We start from the raw sequence: 23522 nt of genomic DNA, 5'->3' as shown, positions 1-23522 counted from the left end.
GTGGGGATTTATCTTAACTTATAAGGTTTAGGAAGCTTGATTATCAAAAACGCGCGGGCTTACATATTCTATAATAAAAGAATTCGTATTGTAAGCGCTTTAAAGATTGGATGAATGTTTAATAATTGAATGGCTGTTAATAATGGAAATAAGCAAATTGCTACGGAGGTGTTTAAGTAATGAATATAAATGGAGCCTTAGAAGTCCTTGATCGTATGCGTCTTTCTAATGGGGCATATACAGCAAGTCTTTCTGAAGATTATAATTATGTATGGGTTAGGGATGTAGTTTACACAGTGTTACCTTTTTTAACTGATTCATCCGATCGATATATGAATGCCTATCATGCATTATTTGATATATTTCGTATGTATGAATGGAAAATAGACATTCATACCGAAAAAAAACCTCAATATCTTTTTGAATATATTCATGCTCGGTACTCCACTGATTTAAAAGAACTTCCAGTTGAATGGGGCCATGCCCAGAATGATTCAATTGGTGCTTTTTTATGGGGGGTTGGCGAAGGTTACCGGAATGGACAAAAGGTCATACGAGATGAACATGACTTGGAAATTGTGCAAAAGTTAGTCGATTATCTTGAGTGTCTTCAATATTGGCAGGCCGGAGATAATGGGATGTGGGAAGAGAATATTGAAATACATGCTTCAAGTATTGGAGCTTGTGTAGCCGGTTTAACTTCCGTAAAAATGCTTGTGACAGTTAAGGAAGAATTAATTAAGAAGGGAGAGGAAGCTCTTCGTTTCCTGCTTCCACGAGAAAGCTATACGAAGGAAACCGATCTTGCCCTTTTATCATTAATTTATCCATACCGTCTAGTTGATCGCAATACTGCCCTGAAAATTTTAGAGAATGTTACGAGTCGTCTTGAAAGGACTTACGGTTGTATACGTTATGAGAAGGATCTTTATTATAATGAAGGGCAAGAAGCCGAATGGTGCTTCGGGCTCCCTTGGATTGGACTTTGCTACCTTGAACTAGGTATGGTGAACAAGGCGATGGATTATATTGATAAAACAAAAAAAATCATTCCTTTAAATTGGGAGGTGCCCGAATTATATATTGGAGGAAGAGACGTCCCTAACGGAAATACCCCGTTAGCTTGGTCAGTTTCTTTATCATATTTATTTTTGGAGAAAACAAATATGATGCAGAATGAAAAAATTAAATAAGTCATTTAGAGCATGAAAATAAGCTCTTCCCATCAAGGGAAGGGCTTACATTTATTTTGGGGGAAGTACTTTATTACATTTATTGGGTATTCTTCCATTAAAATGTTTAAAGGTAGTGCGAAAAGGGCATTTATTACAATATATCGCCTCTGTTTGAAGGATAAATGCCATTTTTAACGAATATATATATTAACTGGTACTTATTGATACGAATATGCTATCGAGTTTATATTGTTCATGTTGATGGAGGCGGATAAATGAAGACAATGATTGGCCAACTAGAAGATAGTTATCCAAGTGACTTTGATTTATATTTATTTCATGAAGGTACGCTTTATGAAAGTTATAAAATGCTTGGGGCGCATATTCTAACATCATCAGGTATAGAAGGTGTAAGATTTGCGGTTTGGGCACCTCATGCCAAGAAAGTTTCAGTAGTGGGAAACTTTAATAATTGGGACGGTACAGATCATTTTATGGAACGTATCGATAATTCCGGTATCTGGGTATTATTTATACCTGGATTAAAAGAAGGTGATTTGTATAAATACGAAATACATTCACCGGGAAATAAGCAATTTCTAAAGGCAGATCCTTATGCTTTTTATTCTGAAAAGAGACCAGATACAGCCTCCATTGTCCATGGTTTGAATAGCTTCGATTGGGCTGACTCGAAATGGCTGAGTGATAGGAAAAAGGGAAATGTTTATCAAAAACCCATGTCCATTTATGAAGTGCACCCTGGTACATGGAGACAGACAGCGATGTCCGAGTTTTATACCTATCGAGAGTTGGCTGATAGCTTAGTAGAGTATGTGGTTGATAATGGATTTACCCATATTGAACTGATGGCCATAATGGAACACCCTTTCGATAAATCATGGGGATATCAGGTGACCGGTTATTATTCAGTAAATAGCCGCTTTGGATCTCCAAATGATTTTAAATACTTGGTGAACCTTTGCCACCAAAAAGGGATAGGTGTCATATTAGACTGGGTTCCCGCACACTTTTGTAAGGATTCCCATGGTCTTAGCTGTTTTGATGGTACTCCACTCTATGAACCAATTGAATTTGATCGAGCTAATCGACCAATATGGGGAACATTTAATTTTGATTTTACGAAACCAGAGGTTATTAGTTTTCTCATATCAAATGTGATGTTCTGGATGGATGTATACCATATTGATGGTGTACGTGTGGATGCCGTTTCTTCCATGATTTATTTGAATCATGATAATCCCTTGCCAGTAAAACTTAAAAACCAATATGGCGGGGAAGAGAACCTAGAAGCGATTCGGTTCTTACAAAAATTGAATGAAGTGATTTTTGATAAGTATCCTAATGCCTTAATGATGGCTGAAGAAGCAACAGATAGACCCCTTATTACTTCTCCAACTGATATAGGAGGTCTAGGCTTTAATTATAAATGGAATATGGGATGGTCAAATGATATCCTCCGATATATGCAATTGGAAACAAGTGATAGACCTAGTCATCATAACCTCTTAACCTTCTCATTTCATTATGCATTTTCAGAAAATTTCGTCTTGCCTTTCTCTCATGATGATGTGGTTCATGGAAAGAAGTCTTTATTGAATAAGATGCCGGGAGACTATTGGCAGAAGTTTGCTAATTTGCGCTTGCTCCTCGGGTATTTCATGACGCACCCAGGAAAAAAGCTTCTCTTTATGGGCGGGGAATTTGGACAGTTTATTGAATGGAAAGATGATGAACAGTTGGATTGGTTTCTTTTGGAGTATGAGTCCCATACAAAGTTAGCTCTTTATTTTCGAACCCTGCAACAATTTTATCGAGAACATTCATCTTTATGGCGACAGGACCACGTACAGGATGGTTTCGAATGGATAGATCCCAATAATCGTTCCCAGAGCATTCTTACATTTATGAGAAAAGGTAAGCGAAAAGGAGATTATTGTATCGTGGTTTGTAATTTTTCAGAACAGACACACTATCAGCATAAAATTGGTGTCCCATCTCTAGGGAAGTATATGGAGGTATTTAACAGTGATGACCTTACCTTTGGAGGGTCTGGACAAATCAATCAAGAACCTCTTCATGTTAAAAAAGAACCTTATCATAACCAAAGATACAGTATGAATATTACAGTTCCTCCATTAGGGGTTTCAATTTTTATGAAGCAAACAAAAAAAAGGGCTGGGAGAGTGAACGAATAATGGGAGCAAAAAAGTGGATTGCGATGTTATTGGCAGGAGGTCAAGGCTCAAGGTTAGGTGAATTAACTATTGGATTGGCAAAACCTGCAGTTCCTTTCGGTGGTAAATATAGAATCATAGATTTTCCATTAAGTAACTGCACTCATTCCGGTATCGATACGGTTGGGGTCCTGACTCAATATCAGCCATTGATACTTAATGATTATGTCGGAAACGGAAAAGCATGGGACTTGGATTTAGATGTGGGTGGCGTTTCTGTCCTTCCCCCTTATCAAGGAAAAGAGGGTGGGGAATGGTATAAGGGTACAGCTAATGCTGTTTATCAAAATATTCAGTATATCGATAACTATGATCCTGAGCATGTGTTAATCCTCTCAGGCGACCATATTTATAAAATGGACTATAGCAAAATGCTGGACTATCATATCGAAAAATCTGCTGAGGCAACTATAGCAGTGATTCAAGTACCTTGGCAGGAAGCAAGCCGCTTCGGCATTATGAATACGAATGAAGGTGATAGGGTCACTCAATTTGATGAAAAGCCAAAATACCCGAAGAGTAATCTGGCGTCAATGGGTGTATACCTTTTCAACTGGAAAACATTAAGAAAATATCTTATAAATGATGAAAAAGATGTGAATTCTTCCAATGATTTTGGCAGCAATATCATTCCAAAGATGCTGGAAGATAGAAAGAAATTGTATGCTTATCGATTTAATGAATATTGGAAGGATGTTGGAACGGTTGAGAGCCTATGGCAAGCCCATATGGACTTATTGGAAGAAAACCCTAATTTCCAGTTAGATGACCCGCAATGGAAAATTTTCGCCCGAAATGCTAATCATCCGCCACAATATATTTCGAGAGAAGCGGAAGTCACACAATCGCTCGTGAATGAAGGCTGCATGATTTATGGGAACATTGACCATTCCGTCTTATCCTATAATGTCAAGGTTGGATTTGGCTCAACCATAAAAGACTCGGTCATAATGCCGAATGTCACCATTGGCAATAATGTCCACATTGAAAGAAGTATCATAGCAAGTAATTGCGTGATTGAAGACGGAGCAGTGGTAGGTAATTCAACCGTGACTTCTGACATTACCTTAATTGGAGAAAATCAGACCATTACTGATTCAAATAAAAAAAAGATAACTCTTAATTGATCAAGGGGGAGCTGCAATGGAAAATGTGTTAGGAATCATCAATTTAATTAATGAAAAACAACATTTAAAAGAATTGACTGCTCACCGTAATGTGGCATCTGTGCCATTTGGCGGACGATACCGTCTAATCGACTTCACAATGTCGAACTTTATCCATGCGGATGTTTCAAAGGTCGCTGTCTTTCCAAAGGAAAAATACCTCTCTGTTATGGACCACTTAGGATCAGGGAAAGAATGGAACTTAGACCGGCGTTCAGGTGGATTATTCATTTTGCCACCTATACATCCTGATGAAACGGTCACTGGAGACATGAAACAATTTTATGACCATCTCAGCTTTTTTGAACGGGCAGATGCCGACACCGTCATCATATCTCCTGGATGCCATGTTTGTAAATTGGACTTTAACGAAGTGCTTGCTTACCATAAAAAAGAGAAAGCGGATATCACTGTCGTCTATAAAGATTATGTGGGAGAGTCCATTGAAAAACCCATCTACCACAAATGTTCAGTGAATTCGGATGGCGCCATCACCGACATTAGCTTTTTTACCATACCTCAACCGGGAGACCATGTTTGTCTAGAAACCTTCATTATCAGTAAAAGCCTTTTGGTCAATTTGATTAAGAGCTGTGTTGCCAATGGGGAATACGATTTCTTGAAAGATGCGGTTAAAGCCAATCTTCATCGTTTTACGGTTAAAGGCTATCATTTCACTGGAGAAATGCCGTTCATACATTCTATTGAAAGTTTTCATTCGAGTAATATGGATTTCTTGAATCCTGCCGTCATTCGGACTTTCTTTGGGGATACATGGGATGTCTATACAAAAATTAAAAACGAGGCTCCGGCTAAATACACACAATCCTCCAAGGTTACTAATTCATTGATTGCCAATGGGTGTAATATTGAAGGTACAGTTGAAAACAGTATTCTATTCAGAGGAGTCAAGGTGAAAAAAGGGGCAGTCGTAAAGAACAGCATCATCATGCAAAAAGGTGAGATAGAAGAAGGGGCAGTCGTAGAAAATATTATAACGGATAAAGAAGTTAGAATTACACGGGATAAAGAAGTAATTGGCCTACAACAACCAACTGTAATAAAGAAAGCAGAAGTTATTTAATGGAGGTACAGCTATGAATGTTCTATTTGCCGCTTCAGAATGCGCTCCTTTCATAAAAACCGGAGGACTTGGAGACGTGATAGGCGCACTTCCAAAAGCACTTAAAAAACAGGGAATCAATGTAAGTGTAATTCTTCCAAAGTTTAAAGACCTTCCTTTTCAAATTAAACAGGAAATGACACACGTGACCAGTATCGAGGTCCCTGTAGGCTGGCGCCAACAATTCTGTGGAATTGAAAAGTTGGTTGCCAATGGGATTACATATTATTTTCTTGATAATGAATATTATTTTAAAAGACACGGAAGTTATGGATATTTTGATGACGGTGAAAGGTTTGCATTTTTTTCCCGTGCCATATTAGAATCCATACCTTTTTTAGACGATCACCCAGAAATCATCCACTGTCATGATTGGCAAACAGGTCTTGTGAGTGTCTTGTTGAAAGCACATTATCAAAAACATCCATTATATGAAAATATTAAAACGGTATTCACCATACATAATTTACTCTATCAAGGTGTCTACCCTAAAACTGTCCTAGCGGAATTGTTGGATTTAAGTGAATTGTATTTCAATATGGATGGTCTTGAATTTCACGGTAATGTGAGTTATCTTAAAGCGGGTCTGGCCTTCTCTAACTATATTACAACCGTAAGTCCAAGTTATGCAGAAGAGATACAGACTCCCTATTATGGAGAGCAACTGGATGGCTATCTGCGTAAACGGAACGGGGATCTTAAAGGCATCATAAATGGGATCGATAATGAATCCTATAATCCTGCTTCAGATGAATATCTACCCGTGCCTTTTTCCACATATGAAGGGAAAATGAAAAACAAGCGCGAATTACAGGAAATATTGAATTTGCCAGTCAATGATGAGGTTCCAGTTATATCAATGGTGACACGATTGGTTGACCAAAAAGGGATAGACCTTATCCTGCATGTCTTCCATGAAATGATGGGTCAAGGCATTCAATTCGTATTACTTGGAACGGGCGAAGAAAAATATGAATGGGCTTTCCGTAATTTGGCTGAGCAATATCCTAATCAAGTATCAACCAACACATATTTTGATGAAGGAATGGCCAGGAGGATTTATGCGGGCTCTGATATTTTCTTGATGCCGTCACAATTCGAACCATGTGGAATCGGTCAGCTCATAGCAATGCGCTATGGTGCTTTGCCGATGGTGAGAGAGACTGGTGGCCTTCGTGATACGGTCATCCCTTACAATCAATTTACAGGCGAAGGTAATGGTTTTAGTTTTACGAACTATAATGCTCATGATATGCTTCATACTATTGAACAAGCGGTAGGAATGTATAAATTCCAACCAAAAAGATGGAAGCAGTTGACTGAAAATGCCATGAATGAAGATTTCAGTTGGGATTCCTCATCTTCCGAATATATAGATTTATATGAAAGCTTATTAACAATCAAAAAATAAGACAGTATAAAACACTTACGATTAATTTTCGTAAGTGTTTTTGTTTCTTTTATCATACTTCATGGGTATGTATAGATATAAATTATTTATAGGAGAATGAAAAATGAAAAGTAGAAGAAGAATGGAAATTGTGTTTTTATTTATTTTAATCGCATCTGTTTATATGGTTTTATTTAGCTATGCTAGCTTCAATGTGAAGCTATTTTTTATGGGATTATATATCTTGGTTATGCTTATTACGATGATCTCACTTATGCTAGAAAATAGATTTGCCCATGATACACTTTTATGGATGTATGTTCTTTTTTGTTTTCCTGTTTTCGGATTTATTTTCTATTTGTTTTCAGGTCAACTTTATCTAAAAGGATATTTATTTCAATCTAAAAGAAGAAAAGATAGAGAAGAATGGAAGAACCTTGTCAATGACATATCAGCTCCTGATTTATCGTTTCTGAATAATCATCAGCAATCTTTTGCGGATTTTGCAAAGAATGCTTCAGAAACAACCATCAGTACATCTTCAGAAACGAAAGTATTGAAAAATGGGAATGAAACATTTACAGAAATCATTCAACAGTTAAAAAAGGCGGAAAAGTTTATACATATAGAATATTATATTTTTCGTTCTGACAGGCTTGGTAAGGAAATCATCGATATCCTCATTGAAAAAGCAAAGGAAGGGGTAGAGGTATTATTTATCTTTGATGCAGCAGGAAGCTTAAGTCTAGCAAATAAAGAAATCAATAGAATGAAAGAGGCAGGTGTGAAGATATTTCCATTTTCACCGTTAAAGCACGGATTTTTTAATCAAAAATTCAATTTTAGAAATCACCGGAAAATAATCATCATAGATGGAGAGATTGGTTTTGTTGGCGGACTGAATGTAGGGGAAGAATATCTTGGAAAAAATAAAAACATTGGATTTTGGCGTGATACACACATGGTTCTTAAAGGGGAAGCTGTTTATATGCTCCATACCGTATTCCTGATGGATTGGGAATATGTAAGTGGAGAAGATGTCTTAGAAGAACGACCAAAAATGAATAAATTTGAAAAGGGAGATGGAGCTGTCCAAGTTGTTGCGAGTGGACCCGATACCCAGCAGGGAATCATGAGCGATTATTATTTTTCCCTCATAACGACTGCAACCAAATCAGTTTGGATAGCAAGTCCATACTTTGTCCCCAATCAAGCAATTAAAGCTGCGATGAAGAATGCTGCTTTAAAAGGGATACAAGTTCGTCTTATGGTTCCTGCTGTAAATGACGGGTTCTTAACCCAGTATGGGAGCCGCTCCTATTTTGGTGAGCTTCTACAATTTGGCGTAGAAATATACTCCTATAAAAAAGGTTTCCTACACCAAAAAATAATCATTGTGGATGGAGACATGGCTTCGATAGGTACGGCAAATATGGACATGCGAAGCTTTCATTTAAACTTTGAGGTAAATGTCTTCTTGATGGGTAATAGTTCCATTGCTGATTTAGCCACTCATTTTCAAGAAGATATAAAAGATTGTGAAAGGATTGATCCATTAACCTATAAAAATAGGACACTATTGGAACGTTCAAAAGAATCATTTGCCCGACTATTTTCCAATATTCTATGATGGGCATGCATTAAGAAATCATAGTATAGTAGGATTGGAAGTCAAAACAGATAGATATAAGGAGAATAGAATAAAAAATGAAATTGGTATCTTGGAACGTAAATGGCATAAGAGCGTGTGTAAAAAAGGGATTTTTAGATTACTTTAAAGATGTGGATGCCGATATTTTTTGTCTGCAGGAAACAAAGCTTCAAGAAGGGCAAATCACACTTGATTTAGAAGGCTATTATCAATATTGGAATTATGCTTTGAAAAAAGGGTATTCAGGAACGGCGATATTCACGAAGGAAAAACCTATTTCGGTTAAATATGGAGTTGGTGACCGAGATGAAGAGCCTGAAGGAAGAATAATAACTCTTGAATTTGAAAAATTTTATATGGTAAACGTGTATACGCCTAATGCCAAACGAGATTTAACGAGACTGGACTATCGTTTGGAATGGGAAGATGAAATGATAGAATATCTAAAAGCCTTGGATATGAATAAACCAGTCATTTATTGTGGGGACCTTAATGTAGCATACTCCGAGATAGACTTAAGAAACCCCAAAACGAATGTTGGAAACTCCGGCTTCACCCTGGAGGAAAGAGGTAAAATGACTAACTTGTTAGAATCGGGTTTCATTGATACTTTTCGTCATTTTTATCCAAACAAAGAAGGTTCATACTCTTGGTGGTCTTATATGAGCAAGGTAAGAGAAAGAAATATTGGCTGGCGGATTGATTATTTTATTGTTTCGGAGCGGTTGGCTGTAGATTTAAAAGATGCTAGCATTCATTCAAATATAATGGGTAGCGATCATTGTCCAATTGTCTTGGAAACGGCCTTTTAAGTAGGATAAATCTGATGGTATGGGAATATACTATCCGTTATCCAGTTTAACGGGGGGTGACGTGATGAGAACGTTTATTGCAAGCTTCCATCAAGAAAATCATATAGATAGCATGCAAGTACAAAAGCTTACAGCCAGTGAATTTATTGAAGCAGGGGCAAGTGGTTTCCGAAGGTTATTCGAACTTGAAAAAGATGTAGGTAGCTTTGTCTTTTTTGACCAAAAATGGAGACGGACTCCTTTCCCATCTCATCCTTCTATATCCTGAAGAAAACAATGATCCTAGTGATTGTTATTCATTTTCAAGAAATGATTGTTATGAATTCATGGTTCTTTATTTGCAAGGGATGGAGGAAGAAGAGCAAGAGTATGGTCCAATTCATCACATGGAACATTTGATGTTTCATATTGTGGAAGAAGGTAAAATATTGAACCATTAATGGATGAGGTGGAACCATGCAAGGGACGTGTGAGCTTTGTTCTCGAAGTGAGATAGAACTGACTGTGCACCATCTAACGCCCAGGGAGGAAGGAGGCAGTCAGTTACCAACCGCTTTTCTTTGTAAATCGTGCCACAAGCAAATTCATGCCTTATATTCAAACCGGGAGTTAGCCATAAGATTATATACCGTTATTTTGTTAAAAGATGATGAAGCTTTGAAAAAATATATAAAATGGATCAAGAAGCAACCTGCTAGCAAATCTGTAAAAACAAGAAAGTCCAAAATTAAATAATACGAAGGCCCATCTTGAATTAGATGGGCCTTCGTATTATTTATCTATTCATGCTTCCCCTATTCTTTAAACGATCCAGTAAAAATCCACCTTTAAAATACCTCGGTTCATAAGAAATGATGAAAGCTTTAGGTTCGAATTTTTCAATTGTAGCAATTAATTCTTGTTCTCGGTTACGTTTTGTTAATATTTCCATCCGATAACGGTTACTATCCCTTCCTTCGCCTGTATAGAGAGTAACACCAAAGCCGTTGTTCCTTAATGTGTCCATCAATTGGGTGTTTTTCGTCTGTGTATTAACGGTAACATTGATAAAACCAATAGCAAGTTTTTGCTCAATTTTCGTCCCGAATATGATACCTATTCCAAAACCAACTGCATATACAACCATGGCCAATATGCTTTGGTCTCCACCAAATACAAGGGATAGTCCAAATACATAAACTAACATCTCGGCTATGCCTAAAATAGAGGCCAAAGAGGTTAAGTTTTTGACTAAGAATATGGTACGTAATGTATAGATGGGAACATAAATAAGTTGTAATAATAAGATTAATAATATTTCCTTCAATTGGGCACCTCTCCATTTTAATTAAGTCCATAAACTATTTTATATGAAACATCTTCCATAATCTAAACATATGGGACCCAATAAAGCTATGGAAATATTATGCATGAACATGGGCATGCACATCCTATCACTTTTTTAGGTAGTAGTTCTAGGTACTAAATCGATCTTAAATTTGGTATTATTGTTCTAACTATTTATCACATGTGAAGAAGAGGTGTCTCGCTTTCACTTGTTGTTCGACTTCATGTTCACTTGCAAAAGCATGCAAAGGAAATTTAAAACTGTGAAAAGTTCACCACTCTAAAACGAAAGGGTTGAAGGTTATTACAACGATTTGTATAGTACGCCATGGAGAAACAGATTGGAATGTAGAAGGACGGTTACAGGGACAAACAGACATACCACTTAATGAAAATGGGAAGAGGCAGGCCAGGAAGTGTGGAGAGTTTTTATTCAAAGACAAGTGGGATGTAATTTTTACTAGTCCTCTAAAAAGAGCAAGGGCTACAGCCAATATTATAGGTGAAATAATTGATTCCCCAATTATTATTAAAGAGGAATTCATTGAAAAGAATTTTGGGGACGCTGAAGGAATGACAGCTGATGAGAGGGAATCCACATTTTTTAATAAAGAATACCCTAATCAGGAAGACCAGGAAAGTTTACGAGAACGCCTTATGAAAGGCCTACAGGATATTGAAGCAGAATATCCTGATAAGAAAGTAATTTTAGTTGCACATGGGGCGGTCATTCATATGATTTTACGTATGATGTCGAATGAAAAGATTGTATCAACTGAAACCAGATTATCAAATGCTTGCCTGAGTACAATCAAGTTTGAACTGAATTCATGGGTTATAGCCGATTATAATCAAGTGAATCACTTGTCCTAATCCTTTCTAATTTAACAGTTCGGTTGCTATTGAGCAGCCTATACGAGAAAGAAGGAAATCATGACTAAAAAAACTGCGTTAGTTTTAGGTGCAACTGGGGTTGTAGGCACCCAACTATTGAAAAGGTTATGTACTAGTAAGGATTATCAAACCATACATCTATTTACGAGAAGAGAACTAGAATATAAAGATTCCGTCTGTAAAGTGCATATTGTCGATTTTGATAATATGAAAGAATTTGCAGATTTGTTTCATGTCAATGATGTGTTCATATGTTTAGGCACTACGATTAAAAAAGCGAAATCTAAAGAAGCTTTTCGGAAAGTTGATTATGATTACGTTGTAGAGGCGGGAAAATTGGCAAAAGCGGCAAATGTAGAGAATGTGTTAGTTATAAGTGCTATCGGTGCTGACTCTAAATCAAGTTTCTTTTACAGTCGAGTAAAGGGAGATATGGAAGAAATACTAAAACAATTAAAATTGAATTCTTTACATATTTTCAGACCTTCGTTACTAATCGGAGAACGAAAAGAACTCCGTATCGGTGAAAAGATATCCGGTAAACTGAGTTCGATTTTTAAATTTTTGTTAGTGGGACCTCTTCGCCCATATCGCGCCATACATGTAGAAACGGTGGCTACTGCCATGAGTATTGCGGCAAAATCCGTTAATTCAGGAAACCATGTGTACCAGTCCAATGAAATTGAGGAACTTGCTAATGAGAGAGAACTATATTAGCAGTTTGATTGATAAGATAAAAAAACGAAAGCGGGCCAATTATATGAGGCTCGTTTTTATTTTTATGAATTTTGATATACAAGTTCCTTATTTTTCAATATAATAGGTATAAAGTCTTAGAGGAATAGGTGATATTTTGTTTTGTTCAACATGTGGTAAGAAACTATCAAGCGATGGTCGCTATTGTCCTAGTTGTGGGAATAAGAAAAAGAAATCTAAATTAATACCATTCTTAGTTATATTAAGTATTTTAAGCACATTAACTTTTGTGTTTACCATCAAATATTATTGGGATGAAGCGGACAATAAAAAAACAGCCACTATACCTACTGTAGTAGAAACCAAAAAAGATAAAAATGAAACGGGGAAAAAGAAAGAAGTAACAAGGGTGGTTGCATCAAAGCCAGTTGAGAAGATGAAAGAAGATACAAAACAAAGTGTCACGCAGATCATCGAGGAATCTCAGAAAAAAGTGTATACCATTTTTGCCGGGGACAGCCAAGGTTCTGGATTTTTAATTAATGACAAAGGTGATGTCTTGACAAATGCACATGTTGTGGAAGGGTATCTTGAAGCAAGTATTAAAGATAAAGGTGGCACAGAGTATAATGGAAAGGTTATCGGTTATTCCACCGATACAGATGTAGCCATTATTAGAGTTCCCAAATTAGCCGGGATAAAGCCAATTGATGTTGAAAAAACAGGAGTGGCCAAGATTGGTCAGGAAGTAGTCGCACTTGGCAGTCCATTGGGCCTTGAGAATACAGCAACGCTTGGGACCATAACTGGAGTGGATCGCAGTTTCTTTATTGGAGAGCGTTCATATGATAATATTTATCAAATGTCAGCTCATATTGCTCCAGGTAGTAGCGGTGGACCTCTTGTTTCCATGGAAACAGGAAAGGCTGTGGCCATTAATTCAGCAAGGTTAATAACGGATGAATCCGTAGGGTTCAGCATACCAATAAAGGATATATTCCTGTTAATCGAAGGCTGGATCGCTCAACCACTCTCAGAGCAGGAAATTAGCGATTTGTTTTACAATGAATCCGGCAGTTATTATTACGAAGACGAATCAGATGGTGAGTGGTATTTCGAGGGGGGCGATTATAATGATGAAGAAGACAGTTATTATGATATCCCAGATGAATGGTCAGAATCAGAGGAAGACTTTGAAGACTACGATGAGTACGAAGACTTTGAAGACTATGAAGAGGAAATTATAGACAAAGATGATAGTGAAGATATGGATGAAGATTATTATTCGGACTATGAAGACGAAGACTTGGCTGAGGATGGCGAAGATTATTCCGACGAAGATGGTTATGAAGACGAAGATGAAGAATATGACTATGAAGATGAGGATGAAGACTACGAGAATTATGAGGATAACGAAGGTAATGAAGATGGCAATGAAGATGATAGTGACTATTAAATGACGGGCTTTGAAACTTATAACTGTAAAGAATCCATTCCGATTAAACAGGGATGGATTTTTTCCTGAAAAAACTATTTTCCAGAAAAAAATTAATAAAACTACCTTTTTTATAGAATATTAAAATATCTTAAATATTTATTCCAAAAACAACCTCGCTAGAATATATCAATTTAAAATCTAAATAGTTATTAAGATATAAACAACGATCAAAAATACATTTAATTCCAATTACCTATTTTAGTTTAATTTAGAAGTTATATATAGGTAAACTCCTCTACGATAATTAAAAGTTTTTATTCTCAAATAATGGGTAACTATAAATATGGTTGGTAAAAAAATTAAGGGGAATCGTTCATGAAACTTACACCTGAGCAAAGAATTGAACTTCATGGCTTCAACAATCTTACTAAATCATTAAGTTTTAATATGTATGATATTTGTTATACGAAAACAAAAGAGGAACGTGAAGCATACTTAGAATATATTGATGAACAATACAATGCGGAAAGACTCTCTAGCATATTGAAGAATGTATCGGATTTAATTGGAGCTCATGTTTTGAATACAGCCAAACAGGATTACATACCACAGGGAGCAAGCGTGACGATGCTTATTTCTGAGGGGCCCGTCGTAGAAGTACCCACCGATACCTATAAGGAAACGCCTGGACCTTTGCCGAACAATGTTGTCATGCAATTGGATAAGAGCCACATTACGGTTCATACATACCCTGAGTTTCATCCCAATGAGGGAATCAGCACATTCAGGGCTGATATTGACGTATCTACGTGTGGGGAAATTTCTCCATTAAAAGCACTTAATTACCTGATTCATTCTTTTGACACCGATATCATCACGATAGATTATCGGGTTCGAGGATTTACCAGAGATACAAATGGTCGCAAATTGTTCATCGATCATGATATAAATTCCATTCAAAATTATATCCCTGATGAAGTAAAGGGATTATACGATATGATCGATGTGAATGTGTACCAAGAAAATATCTTTCATACTAAATGTAAACTGAAAAGATTCGAACTAAACAATTATCTATTTGGTTATTCAGAGGAAAAACTAAAACCAGCTGAACGTGATGAAATTATCGAAAGGCTTCAAACGGAAATGGATGAAATTTTTTACGGGGCAAATGTTCCGGTACCCAAGTAAGACTAGCACCTTGGGTAAGAATAACTTGTTAACTTTACAATAGTAATTGAAGCCAAAACGGCTGCCGGCAAAAGTCAGATTTCAAGGACTTTTGCGGCAGCTGTTTTCTTTTTCGCATATTCAATGGTAAACGCGATGAATGGAGGGATAAAGCTGATAAGAGTAATGCCGAGCAATGAGAGGAATAAATGACTACCTACCCATGTAAGGTTGCCGAGTAGGTAACCCGCACATACCCAAGTGATCGTCCAGACCATCGCTCCGACCATATTATGTCCGATAAATCGTTTGAACGAATAGCGTGTGAACCCACTAATGAAAGGTAAGGTTGTGCTAAGTAAAGGAACGAATCGGGAGAACATAATCGCGTATTTTCCATAACTGGTTAAAAATCGATGGGTCTTTTCAATAGATTTATTTGGGATGTACTTAAATACTGAGTATTTCTTTTCTTTGTTCGTGGATTTCCCAATCAGGTTCCCGATAAAATAATTCTGGGCGTCCCCCGCAACAGTTGCAAGGAAGAAAAGGAACAAAAGTGTAGGGAAACTCAAGTGTCCGATCGCAGCAATCGTACCGCTGGCAAACAAAGTCGCATCCCCAGGCAAGAAAGTCAGAACAATATAAGCCGTCTTCGCGAAAATGATGATGAATAAAATGACATAAATTTGTTTACCGTAAACAGTGATATATTGAGTCATATCCGTATCGATCGATTGAGTAAAATGTAAAAGGTTATGCAAATAAATGCACCCTCCTTTATGAGAATAAAAAATTCTAGAATACAGTTTGATAAAAATAAGTCTAGAGACGGATGAAAGGATTAAAGGAAAAAGCCATATTTACACCCTTAGTAATATTACATATTATATTATGCCAAGTAAATGGTTTATAACTGGGAATATGGGGATGAATTGAGTATTAAAATGTAATGGGGGGCGAAAAATGTTTGTATTGGAGTATAGGACTTCAAGGATGGGTCCCACCTTGTTGAGAAGAGTGCGGTAAGACTGCTATTCTGTGATTGTTAGCAAAATCTCAGGTGTGAAGATAACCAAATTAAATATAAATTGTTCAAGTTCAAGAGGAATTCATAAGATGGCCTTTTTCTTTATTCAATGAAAGTAAAGAGAATTTGTAAAAAAATTTAATGGTTTGAGTTCTTATTATCTCTTGGTGAATTCATCTCTGTAAGACTACATATTAAATAATTTTATACCCAAATATATACATGATAAATAAAGTAAATGTCGAAATAGAAGGAAAAATTTAATTATTGCACAAATCAATTTACAAGTTATTGACATTTAATAGAGAGAGATGTTACTTTGTACATATAGAAGTTCTTTATAAAGAACGAAAAAGGAATCTTACATCTTTTTTTATGATAGGTAGTTAATAAAGGACTTTAATAAGCTTTTTAATCATCGCTGGGAGGAAGAGAACATGAGTGCAATCGCGGGACTCTATCATTTAAATCAAGAACCAATCGATCTCCAGCATGGAGAGCTATTAATGAATTCATTTCGTAAGTTCCCGGCCGATAGCATTCAAGTTTGGAATGATGAAAAAATCTTCCTTGGTTGCCACAATCAGTGGATCACTCCTGAATCGGTGAATGAAACTCTGCCATTCTATGATTATGCTAGACAACTTGCGATAACAGCTGATGCGATCATTGATAATCGAGATCAATTGTTCAATCGCTTACAGGTAGAGAAATCGGATCGACCATATATGACCGATAGCCAGTTAATCCTGCTAGCCTACCATAAATGGGGAGATGAAACACCAAAGTATTTAGTGGGTGATTTCGCTTTTATGATTTGGGATCAAAAACAACGCAAGCTTTTCGGAGCAAGAGACTTTTCAGGAAGTCGGACTCTATATTATTTCAAGAATGAAGATAAATTAGCATTTTCAACAACAATAGAACCACTACTTGCATTACCTTATGTGGAGACGAACTTGAATGAGGAATGGTTGGCTGAGTATTTGGTGATATCTGGTATGATTGATGCTGTAGATTCTTCTATTACCCCTTATTTAACTATTAACCAAGTACCTCCTTCTCATACCATTTCAATAGAAAACAATAAAATAACTTTTAAAAGGTATTCGTATTTAACAGATGTTGAATTACTTAAATTAAAATCAAATGAAGAGTATATCGAGGCATTTCAAAGTATCTTTCAAGAGGCGGTTACATCACGGTTAAGGACACATAAGAAAGTAGGTTCTCAACTAAGTGGTGGTCTCGATTCAGGAGCCGTTGTTAGTTTTGCTGCTCAACCATTAAGAAAACAGAACAAAGAACTACATACCTTTAGTTACATTCCTCCAGATGATTTTGAAGATTTCACTCCACGATATTATGTAGCAGATGAGAGACCATATATTAAATCAACTGTAGAGTTTGTAGGAGGAATTAAAGATCATTATTATAACTTTCAAGGGAAAGATTCATTTTCTGAAATTGACGATTTTCTTGAAATAATGGAAATGCCTTATAAATTTTTCGAAAATTCCTTTTGGTTAAAAGGCATGTTTGAAAAAGCCAATGAGGAAGGAGTGGGTGTATTACTAAATGGTGATAGAGGGAATTTTACTATTTCCTGGGGTTCGGCTTTAGATTATTACTCCATTCTATTAAAAAAGGTTAAATGGGTTCGGCTTTTTCAAGAACTAAACCAATATAGCAAAAAAGCAGGTGGAGCTAGATTAAGAAATTTACCTCTAATCGCAAGAATAGGTTTTCCTATGATTGATCGTATATTTCCAGATAAAAGCTCGAATAGTTTTAGTTACCCTCAACTTATTAATCCTGAATTTGCGGAGAATACTGGAATTTATAAAAAATTCAGTGAACAAGGGATCAATCAAAGAGGACAAATGTCTTCCTCAGATAATATATATCAGATGAGAAAAAGACATTTTGATGATGTCTTTAACTGGAATGCTGGAAATACACTTTCTACGAAACTATCATTACGTTATTCATTATGGAAGAGGGATCCCTCTAATGATATACGTGTAGTTCGGTTTTGTTTGTCTCTACCAGAGCATCAATATGTTCAAAATGGATTAGATAGGGCTCTAATTCGGAGATCAACTGTAAACTACTTACCAGATAATGTGAGACTAAATCAAACTATTCGCGGTGTACAAGGGGTAGATTGGATGCATCGAATGATTCCTCAGTGGGAAACGTATAAAACTGAACTGGAACAATTGAATACAGATAAAAGCCTTTTAAAATATGTCGATGCTCAAGTGATTCAAGATGGATTATCAAAGGTTAAGTCAGGGGTTAAACCTGAACAAGCTATTGACCCAAATCTCAAGCTTTTAATGCGTAGTCTAATTATTAATCGATTTCTAAAAAAAATACCCGAGGGGGGGTGAAAATATGAAAAAAGAATGGAAAAAACCAAAACTGGAACTACTTGATGTCAATATGACTATGTTAGGAAAAGATGGGGACTTTACAGACGCAACTTTTCCTTCGGACACACCAAGAGGCAAACTAACATTTAGTTAATGAAGAAGTAAAAGTTAAATTATCATGATATATCGTTATCCCCTATATGTATGATTATATAGGGGTCTCCTTATATCATAATAAAGTTACTTTAACTAATGGGGGAACATTTACATGCAAGATATGAATATATATGAGGCATTCGGATTTACTTTTTCTAGTGAGATTTCATTTCCAGAATTAAATAAAAGTGAACAATTGAATCCGAAAATTGATATTGTAATTGAAAAAGATGAGTTATATAGTCTTTGGTCTGAACAAGAAGATTTAATTAACGACGGATTTATCATTCAAAGAAATTCAGTCATGTTTTTTGTTCCCGGTACGGCAATCTTTTTAATTCAAGGTGGAAATAAGATTATTATTTCACCTCTAGATCCTATTAAAGAAGATGAAATTCGATTATATACACTTGGTACTTGTATGGGTGCAATATTATTGCAAAGGAAAATTCTCCCTTTGCATGGTAGTGCTGTTGTAATAGATGGAAAAGCTTATGCGATTATAGGTGATTCTGGAGCAGGAAAGTCAACCCTTGCATCTGCCTTTATAAGAAGGGGATATCAATTACTTACTGATGACGTGGTTCCAGTCAGCTTAAATAGTGAAAATGTTCCTGTTGTAACACCAGCTTATCCTCAACAGAAATTATGGCAAGAAAGCTTAGATTATTTTGGAATGGAATCGGATAATTTTCAGCCAATTATTCAAAGGGAAACAAAATTCACTGTTCCTGTCAAATCTCATTTCGCTTCAGAATCTATTCCACTTGCAGGAGTCATTGAATTGGTCAAAATAGAAACTGATGAAATAAAATTACATTCATTACAAGGAAATTTACAGAAACTCAATACATTGTTAACACATACATATCGTAACTTTTTTCTTGCAGATTTGGATTTAATAGAATGGCATTTTAGTATTACGGCTAAAATTATCGATCAGATACATTTGTATCAATTAGGTAGACCAACTTCTCATTTTACTGTAGAGGATATAACAGATTTACTATTAGAAACATTGAATAGGGAGGAAAAAGTATATGATTAATAGTGCGGCTATTAAGGAAGAATATGTAATACAACAGGTCCCTGGGAATCTAGTGAGTGACATGGCTGGAGAAAAGGTAATGCTGAGTATTAAAAATGGAAAGTATTATAATCTAGGAGAAATCGGAGGAGAAATTTGGGAATTATTGAGCAAACCTATTTCCATTCAAAAACTAATTTTAACCCTTCAATCTCAATATGAAATAGATAAATCTGAATGTGAGCAACAAGTAACCATTTTTTTAAATCAATTATTAAAAGAAGGATTAGTTCAAGTGGAAGCTCCATAGATTTAAGATGTAGAGTCATAGGAGGGAAATATGATTTTATTCAATAAATTCAGAACGTTCTTTAAGTTGGATGGTCAAATGCAAGTTATGCTTATAGAGGCATTCTGTTACTTAGCGTGGGGAAGATATTTAAAAATGTTGAATTTTTCAAGAGTTGCTCCTACTCTAGGAAAAAGTATGTCTGAAACATCGTGTTCGACTAAGACATCTGATAAACAAACTTTACAAAATGTATCAGCAGCGATTCATCTTATGAGTACGTATACATTTTGGGAAAGTGAATGTCTTGTAAAAGCAATTGCTGGAATGAAAATGCTTGAAAAAAGAAGGATTGAAAGTACTCTGTATTTAGGGACAGCTAAAGAAAAAACAGGGAATTTAGTTGCTCATGCATGGTTGCGTAGTGGTCCATATTATATATCAGGATCGGAAACGATGAATAAATTTACGGTTGTAGCTTCTTTTGCAAAGGAAAATAGGAATAAAAAGGCTGAAGGTGAATAAAATGGGTAATGCTCTTAATGTAGCCAATATACCTGAAGAATTAAGTTTGTTACTTGAACTTGTGAAAATAGAAAATAATAAAGACATTTTAAAAAGGTTTAATAAAAAAGAGATTGATTGGGATCTTTTTTTAAATCTTACATGGCATCATCGCCTTTTTCCTGTACTATATCCTAAGTTGAAAAAGATAGAAGAACAAGTTCCACCATTCGTTTTAAAAACCTTACAGGCAAAATATCAAGAAAATACTATTCATATGTTGCAATTAACTGCCACCATGATAAATATAAGTCATGCTTTAAGGAACAATCAGATTCGCACCCTCTTTTTAAAGGGACCACTGTTAGGTTTAGAGCTATATGGTGATATTTCGCTTCGGACATCAAGTGATTTAGATTTTCTAGTTCCGCTTGAAGACCTTGGTAAAGTAGAGAATTTACTTATTAGCATGGGATATGTAAAAGATGACTATTTTCAATCTGTATTAGGTGACTGGAAATGGAGACATCATCATATAGCCTTTTTTCATCAAGAAACTAATACGAAAATTGAAGTACATTGGAGATTAAATCCAGGACCAGGAATGGAACCATGTTTTAATGAATTATGGGAAAGGAAAAGGACTAACCTAATCACAAATTCTCCAATTAATTTGTTAGGGAAAGAGGACTTATGCTTTTTTTTGATAACACATGGAGCACGTCATGGTTGGTCACGACTTCGTTGGTTATTAGACATTAAACACTTGTTAGACCAAGAATTAAACTGGTCGGTTTTATCAAAATTACTTAAAAAATATCATTGCCTACACTTAGGTGGTCAAGCAATCATTCTATCCTCTCAACTGTTGGGTGTATCAGTAAAAAAAGAAATGGAATCTATGATAAGAGGGACGCGGGCACAAACATTAGCTCAAGAATCTATATTCTATCTGGAAAGAATGGTAAACCTACATACAGAACCCTTACCTGATGATATTGCACGTTTCCATAAAAAACACTTATATTCTCTGCAGTCCTTTCAACAAAAAACATTGTATATCTTAAGTATAATGTATCCTTACCCGACTGATTTAGAGACATTGCCATTGCCAAAGAACCTTCATTTTTTATATTTTCCTTTACGTCCTTTCTTAACAGTATGGAGGATAACAAAGAAAAGTGCCTATTCTAGGAGGGCAAAGGAATGAAAGAACTCCTATATTTCGCAAAACAAATACATTCATATGCAGGTAAAATCTTATATGTCAATATGATAGCCATGCTTTTAATTAGTGTTTTTGAAGGGATTGGCATTTTTTTATTAGTACCTTTACTTGGTCTCATTGGTGTTGTAGAACTAGGAGAAAATTCAAGATTATCATGGGCTTCTAATTTATTCGATGGTATTCCTGAAATGATAAGCTTACTTATTATCTTAAGTGTTTTTATCGTTTTAATAATTGGCCAAGGTTACTTTCAACGCCAACAATTAATTTTAAATGTTAGGATTCAACAGAGTTTTACAAGGTATTTAAGAGAGGAAACTTATAGGAACCTAATTCAGGCCAATTGGTTTTTCTATCTAAATAAGCGAAAATCGGATCTTATCAATTTAATGACTACTGAAGTGTTTCGTGTGAGTGGAGGAATTAGCTTATTTTTTCAATTTATTTCTTCGTTAATATTTACGATGATTCAAATTGGTTTAGCCTTTTGGTTATCCTATCAAATGACTAGTTTAATTCTCCTATTTGGGTTAGTACTGATGGTTTTCTCAAGAACCTTTTTGAAGAAGTCCCAAACCTTAGGAGAAGAGACCCTTCAAATTTCTCAAAATTACTTAGGGACAATAACTGATCATTTTAATGGGATCAAAGATATAAAAAGCAATACAATGGAACAATCTCAATTAACTAGTTTTCTTAATTTAAGTGAAAAAATGGAGAAGAATTATGTCAATTTCACAAAACTAAACACTCTATCAAGTTTGGTTTATAAATTGGTATCAGCTTTCCTCATAGCATTTTTAGTTTTCTTTTCTTTTAGTTACTTCGAATCACAACCTGCACAAATGCTAATGATTTTAGTTATTTTTTCAAGATTATGGCCTAGAATCACTGGTATTCAATCTAATATGGAGTATTTAGTAAGTGTTATTCCTTCATTTAAGGCGCTAATAAAGCTCAAAAATCAAAGTTCAGAGGCCAAAGAAATCAATACGAGTAATTATCAAAGTATAAAACCATTAAAAATCGAAAAGGGTTTGGAATTTTCTCATGTATCATATCGTTATAATTCAAAAGAAGATTTATATGCGCTCAAAGATATTAATCTATTTATTCCCTCTAATCAAATGACCGCTGTTGTAGGTAGGTCTGGTGCGGGGAAAAGTACATTGATTGATATGATATTGGGTTTAAACCGTCCTGAAAAAGGAGAAATCCTTATAGATCATGCAGCTCTTACTTCCGACAATTTATTATCCTTAAGAAAATCTATTAGTTATATTTCTCAAGATCCGTTTTTGTTTAATGCTACTATTAGGGAAAATCTATTATTAATGAAACCTGATGCAAGTGAAGAACAAATCTGGGAGGCATTACACTTTTCCGCAGCTGCGGATTTTGTAAAACAACTTCCGTATGGTATGGATACCGAAATTGGAGATAGAGGAGTACGGCTATCAGGTGGTGAACGCCAAAGAATTGTCCTTGCTAGGGCCATTTTACGTAAACCAGCAATTCTTATATTAGATGAAGCTACAAGTGCATTGGATACCGAGAATGAAACTAAAATTCAAAAAGCACTAGAGAGCTTAAAAGGTCATATGACTATAGTCGTGATTGCACATCGTCTATCAACCATTTCAAATGCTGATCAAGTACTTGTTTTAGATCAAGGTGAAATCATTCAACAAGGAGGATTCCATGAACTTGCCCAAAATAGAGGATTATTTAACCAACTATTAGGATATCAATTAGAAGTTATTTCTTGAAAAAGATTAGAATAATATGTTAAAACTTTAATATTTTTGTAACGT

22 protein-coding genes are annotated in these 23522 nt (G+C 35.6%); 20 read left to right on the top strand and 2 right to left on the bottom strand.

All coding sequences use genetic code 11. The features are described from left to right. The first annotated feature begins 179 nt into the window (after positions 1-179). The 9 genes from ACQKIC_RS11235 to ACQKIC_RS11195 all read left to right on the top strand — a co-directional run bounded on the left by ACQKIC_RS11235 (position 180) and on the right by ACQKIC_RS11195 (position 10307). Positions 180-1193 carry a glycoside hydrolase family 15 protein gene (locus tag ACQKIC_RS11235; RefSeq protein ID WP_427591257.1) on the top strand — a complete coding sequence of 338 codons (1014 nt, stop codon included), beginning with the start codon at positions 180-182 and terminating at the stop codon, positions 1191-1193. Between the two features lie 257 nt (positions 1194-1450). Continuing rightward, positions 1451-3391 (top strand): 1,4-alpha-glucan branching protein GlgB, encoded by a 1941-nt coding sequence (gene glgB, locus ACQKIC_RS11230; protein WP_402958830.1) that lies wholly within the window; start codon positions 1451-1453, stop codon positions 3389-3391. Further along, the gene (locus ACQKIC_RS11225) at positions 3391-4557 is read left to right on the top strand and encodes a glucose-1-phosphate adenylyltransferase (protein WP_402873115.1); all 1167 of its coding nucleotides are present in this window, start codon (positions 3391-3393) and stop codon (positions 4555-4557) included. The genes glgB and ACQKIC_RS11225 overlap by 1 nt, the downstream gene beginning before the upstream one ends. 16 nt (positions 4558-4573) lie before the next feature. Further along, positions 4574-5680 (top strand): glucose-1-phosphate adenylyltransferase subunit GlgD, encoded by a 1107-nt coding sequence (gene glgD, locus ACQKIC_RS11220; RefSeq protein WP_402873112.1) that lies wholly within the window; start codon positions 4574-4576, stop codon positions 5678-5680. 13 nt (positions 5681-5693) lie between these two features. Then, positions 5694-7130 (top strand): glycogen synthase GlgA, encoded by a 1437-nt coding sequence (gene glgA / locus ACQKIC_RS11215; RefSeq protein ID WP_427591258.1) that lies wholly within the window; start codon positions 5694-5696, stop codon positions 7128-7130. 103 nt (positions 7131-7233) lie between these two features. After that, positions 7234-8739, top strand: coding sequence for a cardiolipin synthase (gene cls / locus ACQKIC_RS11210; RefSeq protein ID WP_402873106.1), 1506 nt, complete (start codon positions 7234-7236; stop codon positions 8737-8739). Positions 8740-8816: 77 nt separating this feature from the next. Next, positions 8817-9572: an exodeoxyribonuclease III gene (locus ACQKIC_RS11205; protein ID WP_402873103.1), complete on the top strand. Its 756-nt coding sequence runs from the start codon at positions 8817-8819 to the stop codon at positions 9570-9572. A gap of 64 nt (positions 9573-9636) precedes the next feature. Further along, on the top strand, positions 9637-9840 hold the full coding sequence (locus ACQKIC_RS11200) for a hypothetical protein (RefSeq protein ID WP_402958837.1): 204 nt from the start codon (positions 9637-9639) through the stop codon (positions 9838-9840). 188 nt (positions 9841-10028) lie between these two features. Then, positions 10029-10307 carry an HNH endonuclease gene (locus ACQKIC_RS11195; protein WP_402958839.1) on the top strand — a complete coding sequence of 93 codons (279 nt, stop codon included), beginning with the start codon at positions 10029-10031 and terminating at the stop codon, positions 10305-10307. A 40-nt stretch (positions 10308-10347) separates the two neighbouring features. Here ACQKIC_RS11195 and ACQKIC_RS11190 read toward each other — a convergent pair whose 3' ends face one another. After that, complete coding sequence (locus tag ACQKIC_RS11190) at positions 10348-10878, bottom strand: DUF2179 domain-containing protein (RefSeq protein WP_402958845.1); 531 nt, start codon at positions 10876-10878, stop codon at positions 10348-10350. Positions 10879-11192: 314 nt separating this feature from the next. Here ACQKIC_RS11190 and ACQKIC_RS11185 point away from each other — a divergent pair, with 314 nt between their 5' ends. The 4 genes from ACQKIC_RS11185 to speD all read left to right on the top strand — a co-directional run bounded on the left by ACQKIC_RS11185 (position 11193) and on the right by speD (position 15117). Then, positions 11193-11771 carry a histidine phosphatase family protein gene (locus ACQKIC_RS11185; protein WP_402958848.1) on the top strand — a complete coding sequence of 193 codons (579 nt, stop codon included), beginning with the start codon at positions 11193-11195 and terminating at the stop codon, positions 11769-11771. A gap of 60 nt (positions 11772-11831) precedes the next feature. After that, entirely contained in the window at positions 11832-12509 is a 678-nt protein-coding gene (locus ACQKIC_RS11180) for an oxidoreductase (protein WP_402958851.1), read from the top strand. A gap of 136 nt (positions 12510-12645) precedes the next feature. Further along, on the top strand, positions 12646-13944 hold the full coding sequence (locus tag ACQKIC_RS11175) for a trypsin-like peptidase domain-containing protein (RefSeq protein WP_427668633.1): 1299 nt from the start codon (positions 12646-12648) through the stop codon (positions 13942-13944). Positions 13945-14301: 357 nt separating this feature from the next. Beyond that, a complete protein-coding gene (gene speD, locus ACQKIC_RS11170; protein ID WP_427591260.1) occupies positions 14302-15117 on the top strand; it encodes an adenosylmethionine decarboxylase in 816 nt (271 codons plus the stop codon). Between the two features lie 74 nt (positions 15118-15191). On the opposite strand, the gene ACQKIC_RS11165 is transcribed toward speD, so the two are convergent. Beyond that, complete coding sequence (locus tag ACQKIC_RS11165) at positions 15192-15860, bottom strand: VTT domain-containing protein (RefSeq protein WP_427591261.1); 669 nt, start codon at positions 15858-15860, stop codon at positions 15192-15194. A 703-nt stretch (positions 15861-16563) separates the two neighbouring features. Here ACQKIC_RS11165 and ACQKIC_RS11160 point away from each other — a divergent pair. The 7 genes from ACQKIC_RS11160 to ACQKIC_RS11130 all read left to right on the top strand — a co-directional run bounded on the left by ACQKIC_RS11160 (position 16564) and on the right by ACQKIC_RS11130 (position 23477). After that, positions 16564-18522 carry a lasso peptide isopeptide bond-forming cyclase gene (locus ACQKIC_RS11160; RefSeq protein WP_427591262.1) on the top strand — a complete coding sequence of 653 codons (1959 nt, stop codon included), beginning with the start codon at positions 16564-16566 and terminating at the stop codon, positions 18520-18522. A 4-nt stretch (positions 18523-18526) separates the two neighbouring features. After that, complete coding sequence (locus ACQKIC_RS11155; protein ID WP_427591263.1) at positions 18527-18658, top strand: paeninodin family lasso peptide; 132 nt, start codon at positions 18527-18529, stop codon at positions 18656-18658. A 114-nt stretch (positions 18659-18772) separates the two neighbouring features. Then, positions 18773-19708 carry an HPr kinase/phosphorylase gene (locus ACQKIC_RS11150; RefSeq protein WP_427591264.1) on the top strand — a complete coding sequence of 312 codons (936 nt, stop codon included), beginning with the start codon at positions 18773-18775 and terminating at the stop codon, positions 19706-19708. Then, the gene (locus ACQKIC_RS11145) at positions 19701-19997 is read left to right on the top strand and encodes a lasso peptide biosynthesis PqqD family chaperone (RefSeq protein ID WP_427591265.1); all 297 of its coding nucleotides are present in this window, start codon (positions 19701-19703) and stop codon (positions 19995-19997) included. Before ACQKIC_RS11150 ends, ACQKIC_RS11145 begins: the two co-directional genes overlap by 8 nt. Before the next feature lie 30 nt (positions 19998-20027). Beyond that, positions 20028-20501 carry a lasso peptide biosynthesis B2 protein gene (locus ACQKIC_RS11140; protein WP_427591266.1) on the top strand — a complete coding sequence of 158 codons (474 nt, stop codon included), beginning with the start codon at positions 20028-20030 and terminating at the stop codon, positions 20499-20501. 1 nt (position 20502) lies between these two features. Then, positions 20503-21690 carry a nucleotidyltransferase domain-containing protein gene (locus ACQKIC_RS11135; RefSeq protein ID WP_427591267.1) on the top strand — a complete coding sequence of 396 codons (1188 nt, stop codon included), beginning with the start codon at positions 20503-20505 and terminating at the stop codon, positions 21688-21690. Continuing rightward, positions 21687-23477: an ABC transporter ATP-binding protein gene (locus ACQKIC_RS11130; RefSeq protein ID WP_427591268.1), complete on the top strand. Its 1791-nt coding sequence runs from the start codon at positions 21687-21689 to the stop codon at positions 23475-23477. The genes ACQKIC_RS11135 and ACQKIC_RS11130 overlap by 4 nt, the downstream gene beginning before the upstream one ends. The last annotated feature ends 45 nt before the right edge of the window (positions 23478-23522 follow it).

Origin of the sequence: Peribacillus sp. NPDC046944, assembly GCF_050272735.1 — a bacterium.
Lineage (GTDB): Bacteria > Bacillota > Bacilli > Bacillales > DSM-1321 > Peribacillus.
Note: the sequence above shows the minus strand (reverse complement) of the source record. Positions and strands in the feature narration are given on the sequence as shown.

Excerpts from the sequence above, each read along its gene's own strand:
- ACQKIC_RS11235 (WP_427591257.1), top strand. The coding sequence starts at position 180 with ATGAATATAAATGGAGCCTTAGAAGTCCTTGATCGTATGCGTCTTTCT.
- glgB (WP_402958830.1), top strand. The coding sequence starts at position 1,451 with ATGAAGACAATGATTGGCCAACTAGAAGATAGTTATCCAAGTGACTTT.
- ACQKIC_RS11225 (WP_402873115.1), top strand. The coding sequence starts at position 3,391 with ATGGGAGCAAAAAAGTGGATTGCGATGTTATTGGCAGGAGGTCAAGGC.
- glgD (WP_402873112.1), top strand. The coding sequence starts at position 4,574 with ATGGAAAATGTGTTAGGAATCATCAATTTAATTAATGAAAAACAACAT.
- glgA (WP_427591258.1), top strand. The coding sequence starts at position 5,694 with ATGAATGTTCTATTTGCCGCTTCAGAATGCGCTCCTTTCATAAAAACC.
- cls (WP_402873106.1), top strand. The coding sequence starts at position 7,234 with ATGAAAAGTAGAAGAAGAATGGAAATTGTGTTTTTATTTATTTTAATC.
- ACQKIC_RS11205 (WP_402873103.1), top strand. The coding sequence starts at position 8,817 with ATGAAATTGGTATCTTGGAACGTAAATGGCATAAGAGCGTGTGTAAAA.
- ACQKIC_RS11200 (WP_402958837.1), top strand. The coding sequence starts at position 9,637 with ATGAGAACGTTTATTGCAAGCTTCCATCAAGAAAATCATATAGATAGC.
- ACQKIC_RS11195 (WP_402958839.1), top strand. The coding sequence starts at position 10,029 with ATGCAAGGGACGTGTGAGCTTTGTTCTCGAAGTGAGATAGAACTGACT.
- ACQKIC_RS11180 (WP_402958851.1), top strand. The coding sequence starts at position 11,832 with ATGACTAAAAAAACTGCGTTAGTTTTAGGTGCAACTGGGGTTGTAGGC.
- speD (WP_427591260.1), top strand. The coding sequence starts at position 14,302 with ATGAAACTTACACCTGAGCAAAGAATTGAACTTCATGGCTTCAACAAT.
- ACQKIC_RS11160 (WP_427591262.1), top strand. The coding sequence starts at position 16,564 with ATGAGTGCAATCGCGGGACTCTATCATTTAAATCAAGAACCAATCGAT.
- ACQKIC_RS11155 (WP_427591263.1), top strand. The coding sequence starts at position 18,527 with ATGAAAAAAGAATGGAAAAAACCAAAACTGGAACTACTTGATGTCAAT.
- ACQKIC_RS11150 (WP_427591264.1), top strand. The coding sequence starts at position 18,773 with ATGCAAGATATGAATATATATGAGGCATTCGGATTTACTTTTTCTAGT.
- ACQKIC_RS11145 (WP_427591265.1), top strand. The coding sequence starts at position 19,701 with ATGATTAATAGTGCGGCTATTAAGGAAGAATATGTAATACAACAGGTC.
- ACQKIC_RS11140 (WP_427591266.1), top strand. The coding sequence starts at position 20,028 with ATGATTTTATTCAATAAATTCAGAACGTTCTTTAAGTTGGATGGTCAA.
- ACQKIC_RS11135 (WP_427591267.1), top strand. The coding sequence starts at position 20,503 with ATGGGTAATGCTCTTAATGTAGCCAATATACCTGAAGAATTAAGTTTG.
- ACQKIC_RS11130 (WP_427591268.1), top strand. The coding sequence starts at position 21,687 with ATGAAAGAACTCCTATATTTCGCAAAACAAATACATTCATATGCAGGT.